This is a genomic window from Pseudomonas sp. TE21394 (assembly GCF_054057835.1).
Genome location: NZ_JBSRZR010000001.1, coordinates 3757470 through 3770228 on the forward strand (window position 1 = coordinate 3757470; position 12759 = coordinate 3770228).

The window sequence follows — 12759 nt, forward strand, 5'->3', positions numbered from 1 at the left end:
AGCGAAACATGAACGATACCCCGGAACGCGCCCAGCGCGAGTCGATCATCCTGCGGGTGCTGTGGATGCTGGTTTTCCTGGTGGTCTGGCAACTGGCCGAGATCCTTCTCGGCGGCCTGGTGCTGGTGCAGTTGATCTATCGCCTGGTGTACGGCGCGCCAAGCGCCAGCCTGATGAATTTTGGCGACAGCCTGAGCCAGTACCTGGCGCAGATCGGCCGATTCGGCAGCTTCCACAGCGACCAGAAGCCGTGGCCGTTCGCTGACTGGCCTACGCCGCGCGCCCCGGAAGGCGAGGCGCCGCACGCCGTGGCCGCTGCGCCGCACCCGGTTCGTGACGAGGAGCCCAAGCTGTGAAGCTGTGGGTACTGCGCCACGGCGAAGCGGAGCCGCGGGCCAGCAGCGATGCCGAACGCCGGCTGACCGCCCATGGCCGCGAACAGGTGCTGCACAGCGCTGCTCGCCTGCTGGGCCAGCCGTTGCAGGCGATTCTTGCCAGCCCCTATGTGCGCGCCCAGCAGACGGCAGCCCTGGTGCATCAAACCCTGGGTTGCGCCGAGCCCGTGCGTACCGTGCCGTGGTTGACGCCCGAAAGCAACGTGCAGCAGGTGATCGGCGAAATCGAGCGCCTGGGCCTGGAGCATGTGTTGCTGGTCAGTCATCAGCCGCTGGTGGGGGCGTTGGTCGGCGCGCTGGAGCACGGCCATCAACAGCGCCCGGCGGGCATGAGCACTGCCAGCCTGGCGGAACTGGAAGGGGACTGGCCGCTGGCTGGCCTGATGACCCTTCGGGCGATCAACTCCCCGGCTTGAGCCCAGGGCGTGCCCGCTCCCACGGAGATTGGGCAATTCTTCGGATCTTGAGCAACAGTGACCTGATAGCCCTCGTCGATGACCTTTCCGGATGTTGCCGAACCTTCCGTCGATGCCGACAATGGGCCATCATTCCCATCCGGATGTGGCGCCATGTCGCAGCAGATCTTCTTCGCCCATGCCAACGGTTTCCCCTCGGCCACCTACGGCAAACTGTTCGCGGCGCTGGCACCGGACTACCAGGTGCAGCACCTGGCCCAGCACGGGCACGATCCGCGCTTCCCGGTTGACGACAACTGGCAAGGGCTGGTCGATGAGCTGTTGCACCACCTGGCCCGGCAGGGCCAGCCAGTATGGGGTGTGGGCCATTCGCTGGGCGGTGTGCTGCACCTGCATGCGGCCCTGCGCTGCCCGGAGTACTACCGGGGTGTGGTGATGCTCGACTCGCCAGTACTCACCGGCGCCGACCAGTGGCTGCTGCGCACCGCCAAGCGCTTCGGCTTCATCGACCGTATCACCCCGGCTGGCCGAACCTTGGGACGCCGCGAAATCTTCGGCGACCGTAACAGCGCCCGCGCCTATTTTGCTGGCAAGTCACTGTTTCGCCATTTTGACCCCGATTGCCTGGATGCGTATGTCGAGCATGGTCTGCAAGCGGTGCCGCAGGGGTTGCAACTGCGCTTCGACGTCGCTACCGAAATCAGCATCTACCGTAGCATCCCGCATACCAGCCCTGCGCCTGCGCGGCACTTGCAGGTGCCACTGGCCATGGTTCGTGGCGAGCGCAGCAAGGTCATTCGCCGTCACCATGCGCTGGCCGTACGCAGCATGCCCAAGGGCGAATACCACAGCGTGCCGGGAGGGCACATGTTCCCCCTGGAGCGGCCAACCGACACCGCCAGCCTGATCAAAGGCCTGTTCGACCGCTGGAGCCAGGCATGAGCACGCAGGTCGAGGAAATCCGCCTGAGCCTGGGCCACATCGAACTGGCGGCGCACCTCTTCGGCCCGGAAGATGGCCTGCCGGTGATCGCCCTGCATGGCTGGCTCGACAACGCCAACAGCTTCGCCCGCCTGGCACCACGCCTGCAAGGCCTGCGCATCGTCGCCTTGGACCTGGCCGGGCATGGCTACTCGGAGCACCGCCCGCCCGGCGCCGGCTATGCCCTGGCCGATTACGCCCATGACGTGCTGCGGGTAGCCGGGCAACTGGGCTGGCAACGTTTCGCCCTGCTCGGCCATTCGCTGGGGGCAATCATTTCGGTACAACTGGCTGGCGCGTTGCCAGAGCGGGTCAGCCACCTGGCCTTGATCGATGGTGTCATCCCCCCGACCGGTGCCGAGCAGGACGCCGCCGAGCGCCTGGGCATGGCCCTGCAGGCCCAGCTGCGCCTGGACGACAAGCGCAAGTCGGTGTACACGACGCTCGAGCAGGGCGTAGAGGCGCGCATGAAGGGCATGGTCGCGGTCAGTCGCGAGGCAGCTGAGCTGCTGGCCCAGCGCGGCCTGATGCCGGTGCCGGGCGGTTACAGCTGGCGCAGCGACACCCGCCTGACCCTGCCATCGCCGCTGCGCCTGAGTGAAACCCAGGCCATGGCCCATGTGCGCCGGATAAGTTGTCCGGCGTGCCTGGTCGTGGCCGCCGATGGCATGCTGGCACGTCACACCGCGTTGCTGCAGCAGCTACCCTTTGAACAGGTGAGGTTGCCCGGTGGCCATCACCTGCACCTCAACGATGAGCAGGGCGCGGCGCTTGTCGCAGACTGTTTCAATCGCTTCTTTGGCTTTGCTTGACTTGCAGCGGACAACTGTCGAGGCTTGGCGGGTTGAACAGGGAGACAACCATGCAATTGCCAGACATCCTGGAGCTTCACCTCGGCGCTGAGCGCCGCCTGGGTCGCCGATGAGCGCGCCTGTTGCCATTCGTTTTGCCCTCGTGGCTTGCCTAGTGTTCGTCAGCCCTGTGTCATGGGGCGGCAGTCTGCCGGTACCGGAGGACGCCAAGGTGGTCGAGCAACGCCCGGCCGTGGAGCAGGAGCGCGTCTACCCGATGGGCCCACTGCGCAAGATCAGCGGCCGCCTGCGGGTCGAAAACAAGGTCGAAGGCCGTGGCCAGGTCAGCTCGGTCACCTACGAGCTGCCAGTCGAGCGCACCGCCCGCGAAGCGTTCACCAGCGCGCGCGAAGCGCTGCAGCGCGAGGGTGGTTACCCGCTGTTCTGGTGCCAGGGCCGCGATTGCGGCGAAGCCAGCCTGTGGGCCAACGATGTATTCGGCAATGCCCGCCTCAACGGCGGCGACGAGCAACAGGCATTCATCCTGCTGCGCCGCTCGGCGCAGCAGGCCGACACCCTGGTCGCGCTGTACAGCGTTACCCGCGGCAACCGCCGTGCCTACCTGCACGTGGAAGAGTTCGTCGCCGGCAGCCCGCTGGGCGTACTGCTGCCGACTGCCGCCACGGTGCTGCGGGAAATGCGCGACACCGGCAAGCTCGACTACCCTGACCTCGCGGCGCCGCAAGACACCTGGGCAGACCTGCTGGCGCGCAGCTTGAACCTCGACAGCACCCTGCGTGCCAGCCTCAGTGGCCCCCAGGCTGAAGCCTGGCGTGAAGCGCTGGTCAAGGCGGGAGTGCGTAGCGGCCGTCTCGAGGTCGGTGGCGCGCCTGGCGAAGGTTTGCACCTTGAACTGATCCGTTGAATGAGCGCGCCATGGTTAACAATGACCGCCTGTTGATCCAGATTCTGCTGCTGGCACTGCTGGGTGCCGGCCTTTGGGTGATGGCACCGTTCATTTCGGCGCTGTTGTGGGGGGCCATCCTGGCCTTTGCCAGCTGGCCGCTGATGCGTTTGCTTACCCGCGTGCTGGGCGGGCGCGAAACCCTGGCCGCCAGCCTGCTCACCGGCGCCTGGATCCTGATCGTGGCCCTGCCGCTGGTGTGGCTGGGGTTCAACCTGGCCGACCACATTCGCGATGCCACGGCGTTTGTCCGTGATGTGCAGGTCGATGGCCTGCCCGATGCACCGGCCTGGCTGGGTGGCATCCCGTTGGTGGGCGAACGCCTGGTCAGCTGGTGGCAGTCGCTGGACCAGCAGGGCGCGGCCTTGCTGGCTTCGATCAAGCCGCACCTGGGGCAGGTGGGTAACTGGTTGCTGGCGCGCAGTGCGCAAATCGGCAGTGGCGTGCTGGAGCTGACCCTGAGCCTGGTGTTCGTGTTCTTCTTCTACCGCGACGGCCCGCGTTTGTCGGCGTTCGTCCTGCGCTTGCTGCACCGCCTGGTGGGCGAGCGCGGCGAGTATTACCTGGAGCTGGTCGCCGGCACGGTGCAGCGGGTGGTCAACGGCGTGATCGGCACGGCTGCGGCGCAGGCCGTGCTGGCCTTGATCGGCTTCCTGATCGCCGGTGTCCCCGGCGCCATCGTGCTGGGCCTGGTAACCTTCATGCTCAGCCTGATCCCCATGGGGCCGCCCTTGGCCTGGATCCCGGCCACCGCCTGGCTGGTGTGGAAGGGCGAATACGGCATGGCGGTATTCCTGGGCGTCTGGGGCACCTTCGTTATCAGTGGCGTGGACAACGTGCTCAAACCCTACCTGATCAGCCGGGGCGGTAACCTGCCGCTGGTGATCGTGCTGCTGGGGGTGTTTGGCGGCTTGATCGCCTTTGGCTTCATCGGGCTGTTCATCGGGCCGACCTTGCTGGCGGTCGGCTACAGCCTGCTGCTGGACTGGAGCCGCAACGCCGAGCAGCAGCCCCAGCGGTAGCCTGTAACTGGCCTCTTCGCGGGTAAACCCGCTCCCACAGGTGCAGCACAGGCCTTGCCCCTGGTGCAGCTCCTGTGGGAGCGGGTTTACCCGCGAAGAGGCCGGTTCAGGCAACCTCAACCCCTGATTTTTACGCGTTCTTTATTCCCATCCCCACCCCTCGATCTCGCCCCTTTACACCCCTCCCTCGGACAATTTCCCCAAAGCGGCCCAAGCCGCACCACGGGGAGAATGACACATGAACGTGCTCGACGGGCTGTCACTGCTGCTGGCAATGGCATTGGCGTTTTATCTGCTGGTGGCGCTGCTGCGCGCCGATCGCAGCTAGGGAGCGGCCATGCACAGTTACGATTTCGCACTGCTGGTGGCGTTCTTCGCCCTGGTGCTGGTGCCGGCACCTTTACTGGGCCGGTTCTACTACAAGGTCATGGAAGGCCAGCGGACCTGGCTATCACCTGTGCTCGGCCCGGTCGAGCAGGCCTGCTACCGCCTGGCGGGGGTGCGCAGCAGCCAGGAACAGAACTGGCAGCAGTACAGCCTGGCCCTGCTGGCCTTCAACCTGGCCGGGTTCCTGCTGCTGTTCGCCGTCTTGCTGCTGCAGGGCTACCTGCCGTTGAATCCGCAGCACCTGCCCGGCCAGGAATGGTCGCTGGCGTTCAACACCGCTGTCAGCTTCGTCACCAACACCAACTGGCAGGCCTACAGCGGTGAGGCGTCGGTCAGCTACCTGAGCCAGATGCTCGGCCTGACCGTGCAGAACTTCGTCAGCGCCGCCACCGGCCTGGCCGTGCTGGTCGCCCTGTGCCGTGGCATCGCCCGGCGCAGCGCGACGACGTTGGGCAACTTCTGGGTCGACATGACCCGTGCCACCCTCTACGGCCTGCTGCCGCTGTGCCTGCTGCTGGCGCTGCTGCTGGTGTGGCAGGGCGTGCCGCAGACCCTGGCCGATTACGTTCATGCAATCACCCTGCAAGGCACCGAGCAGACCATCCCGCTGGGCCCGGCGGCCAGCCAGATCGCCATCAAGCAACTGGGTACCAACGGCGGTGGCTTCTTCGGTGTCAACTCGGCGCACCCGTTCGAGAACCCTACAGCCTGGAGCAACCTGTTCGAGGTAGCGTCGATCATCCTCATTCCGGCGGCGCTGGTGTTCACCTTCGGCCACTACGTGAAGGACCTGCGCCAGAGTCGCGCCATCCTCGCGTGCATGCTGGCCCTGTTCCTGATCGGCGGTGGCACGGCGTTGTGGTCCGAGTACCAGCCCAACCCGGCCCTGGACAGCGCGCAGGTACAGCAGAGTGCGCCGCTGGAGGGCAAGGAAAGCCGCTTTGGCACTACCGGTTCGGTGCTGTGGACGGTGACTACCACAGCGGCCTCCAACGGTTCGGTCAATGCCATGCACGACAGCCTCAACCCCCTCACCGGGATGGTGGCGATGGTCAACATGATGGTCGGCGAAGTGATTTTCGGCGGCGTCGGTGCGGGGCTGTACGGCATGCTGCTGTTCGTGTTGATCGCGGTGTTCCTGGCCGGGCTGATGATTGGCCGCACCCCGGAATACCTGGGCAAGAAGTTGCAGGCCCGCGAGGTACAACTGCTGGTGGCGACCCTGCTGGTGATGCCGGTCGGCGTACTGGTGCTCGGTGCCATCGCCGCCAGCCTGCCTGGCCCGGCGGCCGCGGTGAGCAACCCCGGTGCGCATGGTTTCAGCCAGTTGCTGTACGCCTACACCTCGGGAGCCGCCAACAACGGCTCGGCCTTTGCCGGCTTCGGCGCCGGCACGGTGTTCCACAACCTGATGATCGGCCTGGCCATGCTCATCGGCCGCTTTGGCTACATCCTGCCGGTGCTGGCCCTGGCCGGCAGCCTGGCCGCGAAGAAAAGCGCACCCCAGGGGCTGAACAGCTTCCCCACCCATGGCCCGCTGTTCATCGGCCTGCTGCTGGCGACCATCCTGCTGGTCGGCGGCTTGACCTTCCTGCCGGCCCTGGCCCTAGGGCCAATCGCCGAATACCTGAGCCTGGGTTTTTGAGGATCGACCATGAACATGCCCATTCCTGAAGTACAAACCCGTCACAGTGCCAAGGACCAGACCCGCTTCGCCTCGCTGTGGCGTGCGGCGCTGGTGCAGGCATTCGTCAAGCTCGACCCGCGACAGCTCAAGCGCTCGCCGGTGATGCTGGTGGTCGCCCTGACGGCATTACTGACCACCGTCCTGTGCGCGCTGCCCGGCAATGGCGTCAGCACCGGGGTGGCCGTGCAGATCGCCCTGTGGCTATGGTTCACGGTGTTGTTCGCCAACTTCGCCGAAGCCCTGGCCGAAGGCCGTGGCAAGGCCCGCGCCGACAGCCTCAAGGCCGGTAGCCAGGGGCTGACTGCGCAACGGCGCAAGCGCGACGGCAGCTACGAAACCGTCGCGGCCAGCGCGCTGCGCAAGGACGATGTGGTGCGTGTGGAGGCCGGCGAGATGATCCCCGGTGATGGCGAGGTGCTCGAAGGTATCGCTGCGGTCAACGAGGCCGCCATTACCGGCGAGTCGGCACCAGTGATCCGTGAGTCCGGTGGCGACCGCTCGGCAGTGACCGGCAATACCCGGCTGGTCTCCGACTGGCTGTTGATCCGTATCACCAGCAACCCGGGCGAGTCGACCCTCGACCGCATGATTGCCCTGGTCGAGGGCGCCAAGCGGCAGAAGACCCCGAACGAGATCGCCCTCGACATCCTGCTGATCGGCCTGACCCTGATCTTCCTGATCGTGGTGGTGACCTTGCAGCCGTTCGCCCGCTTCGCCAGTGGCAGCCTGCCGCTGATTTTCCTCGCCGCGTTGCTGGTGACACTGATTCCCACCACTATCGGCGGCCTGTTGTCGGCCATCGGCATCGCCGGCATGGACCGGCTGGTGCGGCTGAACGTGATCGCCCGCTCGGGGCGTGCAGTGGAAGCGGCGGGTGACGTGCACACGCTGATGCTCGACAAGACCGGCACCATCACCTTCGGCAACCGCCGCTGCAGCGCGCTGCATACCGCACCGGGCATCACCGCCCGTGAGCTGGGGGAGGGCGCCTTGCTGGCGTCGCTGGCCGACGACACCGCCGAGGGCAAGTCGATCGTCGACTACCTGCGCCAACTGCACGACTTCATCGAACCGGCCGCCGGGCAATTCGAGGCCGTGGCGTTCAGCGCCGAGACGCGCCTGTCGGGCATCGACTTCCAGCAGCGCCGTTACCGCAAGGGCGCTGTCGATGCCGTGCTGGCGTTCGTCGGCATGCAACGCCTGGACATGCCGCCAGCGCTGGCCCGTGAAGTGGAGCGCATCGCCCAGAGCGGCGGCACGCCCTTGCTGGTGTGCCTGGACAAGCGCCTGCTCGGCGTGATCCACCTCAAGGACGTGGTCAAGCCCGGCATTCGCGAGCGCTTCGCCGAGTTGCGCAAGCTGGGCATCCGCACGGTCATGGTGACCGGCGACAACCCGCTGACCGCTGCCGCCATTGCCGCCGAGGCCGGCGTGGATGACGTGCTGGCCGAGGCCACGCCGGAGAAGAAGCTGGCCCGCATCCGCCAGGAGCAGAACGACGGCCGCCTGGTGGCCATGTGCGGTGACGGCGCCAACGACGCCCCGGCACTGGCCCAGGCTGACGTTGGCATGGCCATGAACGACGGTACCCAGGCTGCGCGCGAGGCGGCCAACATGGTCGACCTGGACAGCGACCCCACCAAGCTGCTGGATGTGGTTCAGGTCGGCAAGGAGCTGCTGGTCACCCGCGGTGCGCTGACCACCTTCTCCATCGCCAACGACGTGGCCAAGTACTTCGCCATCCTGCCGGCGCTGTTCGCCACCATCTACCCGCAGCTGGGCGTGCTCAACCTGATGCAGTTGGCCAGCCCGCAGAGCGCGATCCTCTCGGCCATCGTGTTCAATGCGCTGATCATCATCGTGCTGATCCCGCTGGCGCTGCGCGGCGTACGGGTGCAGGCCGCCAGTGCGGCGCACCTGCTGCGGCGCAATTTGCTGATCTACGGGCTGGGCGGCATCGTCGTGCCGTTTGCCGGGATCAAGCTGATCGACCTGCTGCTCAACGCCCTGCACCTGGTCTGAGGAGGCCGCCATGAATGCTTATGTCCGCCCGGCGTTGAGCCTGGCCTTGTTGATGACCCTGCTGACTGGCGCGCTGTATCCGCTGGCGGTGACCGGGATTGCCCAGCTGGCATTCCCCAGCCAGGCCAACGGCAGCCTGGTGCGCGATGACCAGGGCCAGGTGCGCGGTTCTGCGCTGATCGCCCAGGATTTCCGGGGCGATGGCTGGTTCCATTCGCGCCCTTCGGCAGGTGCCTTCGCCACCGTGGCCAGCAGTGCCAGCAACCTGTCGCCGAGCAACCCGGCGCTGGCCGAGCGCGTCAAGGGTGATGCGGCAGCGCAGTATCAGGCACAGCAGGGAGCGGTGCCTCTGGCACTGCTGACCACTTCGGGCAGTGGCCTCGACCCGCACCTGCCACCGGAGGCCGTGGCCTACCAGATTCCACGGGTGGCGGCGGCGCGGCAACTGCCGGTAGAGCGCTTGCAAGGCTTGCTCGAAGAGGCCACCCTGCACCCATTGATTGGCCCGCCAGTGGTCAATGTGCTGGCGTTGAACCAGGCGTTGGCAAACCTCAGCCACTGATAGATGACTTGAGGGGCCAGCAGGGGCCCTGTGGGAGCGGGTTTACCCGCGAATGCGTCGGTGGCGCTACTACTGCATTCGCGGGTGAACCCCCTCCCACAGGTACGTGTTTGTCCCTGGATTTGCTGCTTGCTGGAAATAGCAAAGGATGAAAGATGAGTGACTCCACCCGCGCAGATGCGCTGTTGGCGACCCTCCCGCAAACTGGTCGGGGCCGGCTGAAGGTGTTCCTCGGTGCCGCCCCCGGCGTCGGCAAGACCTTCGCCATGCTCCAGGCCGCCCACGCCCAGCAACGCCAGGGCGTGCAGGTGTTGGCCGGGGTGGTCGAAACCCATGGCCGCGCCGAAACCGAGGCGCTGCTCGGCGGCCTGCACCAGCAGCCCTTGCTGCGCAGCCAGTATCGCGGCGTCACCCTCGAGGAAATGGACCTTGATGGTCTGCTGAAGGCCGCGCCGGCCCTGGTACTGGTCGACGAACTGGCGCACACCAACGCGCCCGGCAGTCGCCACGCCAAGCGCTGGCAGGACGTTCAGGAGCTGCTGGCCGCCGGCATAAACGTATACACCACGGTCAACGTCCAGCACCTGGAAAGCCTCAACGACAAGGTCCGTGACATCACCGGCGTGCAAGTGCGCGAAACCCTGCCGGATTGGGTGCTGCAGGAAGCCTTCGAGCTGGTGCTGATCGACCTGCCGCCGCGTGAACTGCTCGAGCGCCTGCGCGAAGGCAAGGTGTACGTGCCCGAACAGGCGCGTGCCGCCATCGACGCGTTCTTCTCGCAAACCAACCTCACCGCCTTGCGGGAGCTGGCCATGCAGACTGCCGCTGCGCAGGTGGATGCCGACCTGGCGCACGGCTATCGCCAACGCGGGCAGGAGGCTCCGGCGCTGCGCGGGCGCCTGCTGGTGGGGGTGGATGGCGACGACCAGGCCGAACGCCTGGTGCGCCATGCCAGCCGGGTGGCGCAGCGCCGCCACCTGCCGTGGAGCCTGGTGCACGTCGACAACGGCCGTCTGCGCGACGAAACCGCGCGGCAGCGCCTGTTGGCGGCCCAGCAACTGGCCGAGCGCCTGGGTGGGGAAGTGGTGCTGTTGCGCGCCGGCGAAGTGGCGGCCACATTGATCCAGCATGCCGCCGAGCGGCGCGCCAACCTGGTGCTGGTCGGGCAGTCGCGCAACCGCTTGCGCCGACGCCTGTTCGGCGCCGGTGTGGCCGCGCGCCTGCTGCGGGACAGCCATGGCCTGGAAATCAACGTGCTCGACCGTGACGTGCAGCCGCAGGCGCCGCGTCTGGCGGTGCGGCAGGTGTGGGTCTGGCGCCATTACCTGCTGGCATTGCTGGCGACCATCCTGGCGGCGGGCCTGGCCTGGGCGGTGTCGAGCGTGCTGGCGCTGCCCAATATCTCGCTGGTATTCCTCGCCGCCGTGTTGCTGGTGGCAGTGCGCAGCAGCCTCGGGCCTGCCCTGGCCTGTGCCGCGCTGTCGTTCCTGAGCTACGATTTCCTGTTCATCCCGCCCAACTTCTCGTTCACCATCCAGCGCGAAGAAGACGTGCTGACGTTGCTGTTCTTCCTGCTGATGGCCGCCCTCACCGGCAACCTGGCCGCGCGCCAGCGCCGCCAGTTGCAGGCGCTGCGCGAGACCCAGGCGCAGACCAGCCAGTTGCTCGACCTGTCGCGCCGGCTGACGGTGGCCACCGACCGCCAGGCAGTGCTCAACGCCGCCGCGCAGTACCTGGACGGTTGGCAGGATGCGCAGGTATGCCTGCTGGAGCGCAATGCCGAAGGTCAGCTGCAGGTGGCCAGCGGCATCGCCCATGCCTTCAGCGACAACGAACGCGCCGCGGCCGAATGGGCCTGGCAGCATGGCCAGGCCGCCGGCCATGGCAGCGATACCCTGCCCAATGGCCGCTGGTGGTGGTGGCCGCTGGCGGTGGATGAACAGCCCCTGGCCTTGCTCGGCGTGCGCTCACGTTCCGGTCAGCCGCTCAGCGATCCGCGTCGGCGCTTGTTGGCTGCCCTTGGCCAGCCGCTGGCCCAGGCCCTGGCCCGCGCGCGCCTGGCCGAACAGCTGGAGGCTGCACGCCTGCATGGCGAAACCGAGCAGCTGCGCAGCGCCTTGCTGGCATCGGTGTCGCACGACCTGCGTACCCCGTTGACGGCCATGCGCGGCAGCATCGACAGCCTGCTGGCGCTGGGCGAAGCGATCCCGCTCGCAGACCGCCGCGAACTGCTGGAGGGCACCCGCAATGAGGCGGAGCGCCTCGACCGCTATATCCAGAACCTGCTGGACATGACCCGCCTGGGCCATGGCGGCCTCAAGCTGGCACGTGACTGGGTGGCCCCGGCCGACATCGTCGGCAGCGCACTCAACCGCCTGCGCGTGGTGCTGGCACCGTTGCGCGTGCACACCGATGTCCCCGCCGAGCTGCCGTTGCTGTTCGTGCATGCGGCGCTGATCGAACAGGCGCTGGTCAATGTGCTGGAAAATGCCGCGCGCTTCTCTCCCGCCAATGGCCGGTTGCAACTGCAGGTGTCGGTGCGCGAGAACCGGTTATGCTTCGCCGTCAGCGACCAGGGCCCGGGCATTCCGCTAGCCGACCGCGACAAGATCTTCGACATGTTCTACACCGCCGCCCGCGGTGACCGTGGCGGGCAGGGCACCGGCCTGGGTCTGGCCATCTGCCAGGGCATGATCGGCGCGCACGGTGGCCAGATCCAGGTTGGCGAAGGCATCGATGGCCAGGGCACCTGCATCACTCTATGCTTGCCGCTGCCCCCTCAACCTGAAGCCGAAAGCGAAACCCCATGAGTCACTCCGCTACCCTGCTGGTCATCGACGATGAACCGCAGATCCGCAAGTTCCTGCGCATCAGCCTGGCCTCGCAGGGTTACAAGGTGCTCGAGGCCGCCACCGGCAGCGAAGGGCTGGCCCAGGCGGCGCTGGGCAAACCCGACCTGGTGGTGCTCGACCTCGGTTTGCCGGACATGGACGGCCAGCAGGTGCTGCGCGAGCTGCGTGAATGGAGCGCGGTGCCGGTGCTGGTGTTGTCGGTGCGCGCCAGTGAAGTGCAGAAGGTCGATGCGCTGGATGGCGGTGCCAATGACTATGTGACCAAGCCGTTCGGTATCCAGGAATTCCTCGCCCGGGTGCGGGCCTTGCTACGCCAGGTGCCGCAGGCCGGCGGCTCGGAAGTCGCCGCCAGCTTTGGGCCACTGACCGTGGACTTCGCCTTTCGCCGGGTGACCCTGGACGGGGTGGAGGTGGCATTGACGCGCAAGGAATATGCACTGCTGGCGCAACTGGCTGGGCACCCCGGGCGGGTGATTACCCAGCAGCAGCTGCTCAAGGATATCTGGGGGCCGACCCACGTGGATGACAGCCATTACCTGCGGATCGTGGTGGGGCACTTGCGGCAGAAGCTGGGCGATGATCCTACCGCGCCACGGTTCATCATCACCGAGGCGGGGGTGGGGTATAGGTTGGTGGCACCTGCCGCATGATTGCGCGGAACACTGCCAGTGACCTGCCGA

The 12759-nt window shown here is 66.8% G+C and carries 12 protein-coding genes; all 12 read left to right on the plus strand.

The window, feature by feature from the left end; genetic code table 11:
- The first annotated feature begins 8 nt into the window (after nt 1-8).
- The 12 genes from ACVWZT_RS17210 (at nt 9) to ACVWZT_RS17265 (ending at nt 12729) form a co-directional block, all read left to right on the plus strand.
- Nucleotides 9-356 (plus strand): DUF4389 domain-containing protein, encoded by a 348-nt coding sequence (locus tag ACVWZT_RS17210; protein WP_296232299.1) that lies wholly within the window; start codon nt 9-11, stop codon nt 354-356.
- On the plus strand, nt 353-811 hold the full coding sequence (gene sixA / locus ACVWZT_RS17215) for a phosphohistidine phosphatase SixA (RefSeq protein ID WP_296232302.1): 459 nt from the start codon (nt 353-355) through the stop codon (nt 809-811). Before ACVWZT_RS17210 ends, sixA begins: the two co-directional genes overlap by 4 nt.
- A 153-nt stretch (nt 812-964) precedes the next feature.
- Nucleotides 965-1753 (plus strand): alpha/beta fold hydrolase, encoded by a 789-nt coding sequence (locus ACVWZT_RS17220; protein ID WP_457470409.1) that lies wholly within the window; start codon nt 965-967, stop codon nt 1751-1753.
- Nucleotides 1750-2604 (plus strand): alpha/beta hydrolase, encoded by an 855-nt coding sequence (locus ACVWZT_RS17225; protein WP_457470411.1) that lies wholly within the window; start codon nt 1750-1752, stop codon nt 2602-2604. The genes ACVWZT_RS17220 and ACVWZT_RS17225 overlap by 4 nt, the downstream gene beginning before the upstream one ends.
- A 109-nt stretch (nt 2605-2713) precedes the next feature.
- The gene (locus ACVWZT_RS17230) at nt 2714-3508 is read left to right on the plus strand and encodes a DUF4892 domain-containing protein (protein ID WP_457470412.1); all 795 of its coding nucleotides are present in this window, start codon (nt 2714-2716) and stop codon (nt 3506-3508) included.
- Between the two features lie 11 nt (nt 3509-3519).
- Nucleotides 3520-4569, plus strand: a complete 1050-nt coding sequence (locus tag ACVWZT_RS17235) for an AI-2E family transporter (protein WP_296232310.1) — start codon at nt 3520-3522, stop codon at nt 4567-4569.
- A gap of 238 nt (nt 4570-4807) precedes the next feature.
- Nucleotides 4808-4897 (plus strand): K(+)-transporting ATPase subunit F, encoded by a 90-nt coding sequence (gene kdpF, locus ACVWZT_RS17240; RefSeq protein ID WP_296232311.1) that lies wholly within the window; start codon nt 4808-4810, stop codon nt 4895-4897.
- Nucleotides 4898-4906: 9 nt separating this feature from the next.
- On the plus strand, nt 4907-6601 hold the full coding sequence (gene kdpA, locus ACVWZT_RS17245; protein WP_457470413.1) for a potassium-transporting ATPase subunit KdpA: 1695 nt from the start codon (nt 4907-4909) through the stop codon (nt 6599-6601).
- Nucleotides 6602-6610: 9 nt separating this feature from the next.
- The gene (kdpB, locus tag ACVWZT_RS17250) at nt 6611-8665 is read left to right on the plus strand and encodes a potassium-transporting ATPase subunit KdpB (protein WP_457470415.1); all 2055 of its coding nucleotides are present in this window, start codon (nt 6611-6613) and stop codon (nt 8663-8665) included.
- Between the two features lie 10 nt (nt 8666-8675).
- On the plus strand, nt 8676-9227 hold the full coding sequence (kdpC, locus tag ACVWZT_RS17255; RefSeq protein ID WP_457470417.1) for a potassium-transporting ATPase subunit KdpC: 552 nt from the start codon (nt 8676-8678) through the stop codon (nt 9225-9227).
- Between the two features lie 155 nt (nt 9228-9382).
- Nucleotides 9383-12037 carry a DUF4118 domain-containing protein gene (locus ACVWZT_RS17260; RefSeq protein WP_457470418.1) on the plus strand — a complete coding sequence of 885 codons (2655 nt, stop codon included), beginning with the start codon at nt 9383-9385 and terminating at the stop codon, nt 12035-12037.
- Entirely contained in the window at nt 12034-12729 is a 696-nt protein-coding gene (locus tag ACVWZT_RS17265; protein ID WP_457470419.1) for a response regulator, read from the plus strand. The genes ACVWZT_RS17260 and ACVWZT_RS17265 overlap by 4 nt, the downstream gene beginning before the upstream one ends.
- Nucleotides 12730-12759: the final 30 nt, after the last annotated feature.

What these genes read in the sequence shown, in the direction of transcription:
- ACVWZT_RS17260 (WP_457470418.1), top strand. Translation starts at nt 9,383, where the DNA reads ATGAGTGACTCCACCCGCGCAGATGCGCTGTTGGCGACCCTCCCGCAA.
- kdpC (WP_457470417.1), top strand. Translation starts at nt 8,676, where the DNA reads ATGAATGCTTATGTCCGCCCGGCGTTGAGCCTGGCCTTGTTGATGACC.
- ACVWZT_RS17220 (WP_457470409.1), top strand. Translation starts at nt 965, where the DNA reads ATGTCGCAGCAGATCTTCTTCGCCCATGCCAACGGTTTCCCCTCGGCC.
- kdpF (WP_296232311.1), top strand. Translation starts at nt 4,808, where the DNA reads ATGAACGTGCTCGACGGGCTGTCACTGCTGCTGGCAATGGCATTGGCG.
- kdpA (WP_457470413.1), top strand. Translation starts at nt 4,907, where the DNA reads ATGCACAGTTACGATTTCGCACTGCTGGTGGCGTTCTTCGCCCTGGTG.
- ACVWZT_RS17265 (WP_457470419.1), top strand. Translation starts at nt 12,034, where the DNA reads ATGAGTCACTCCGCTACCCTGCTGGTCATCGACGATGAACCGCAGATC.
- ACVWZT_RS17210 (WP_296232299.1), top strand. Translation starts at nt 9, where the DNA reads ATGAACGATACCCCGGAACGCGCCCAGCGCGAGTCGATCATCCTGCGG.
- kdpB (WP_457470415.1), top strand. Translation starts at nt 6,611, where the DNA reads ATGAACATGCCCATTCCTGAAGTACAAACCCGTCACAGTGCCAAGGAC.
- ACVWZT_RS17230 (WP_457470412.1), top strand. Translation starts at nt 2,714, where the DNA reads ATGAGCGCGCCTGTTGCCATTCGTTTTGCCCTCGTGGCTTGCCTAGTG.
- ACVWZT_RS17225 (WP_457470411.1), top strand. Translation starts at nt 1,750, where the DNA reads ATGAGCACGCAGGTCGAGGAAATCCGCCTGAGCCTGGGCCACATCGAA.
- ACVWZT_RS17235 (WP_296232310.1), top strand. Translation starts at nt 3,520, where the DNA reads ATGGTTAACAATGACCGCCTGTTGATCCAGATTCTGCTGCTGGCACTG.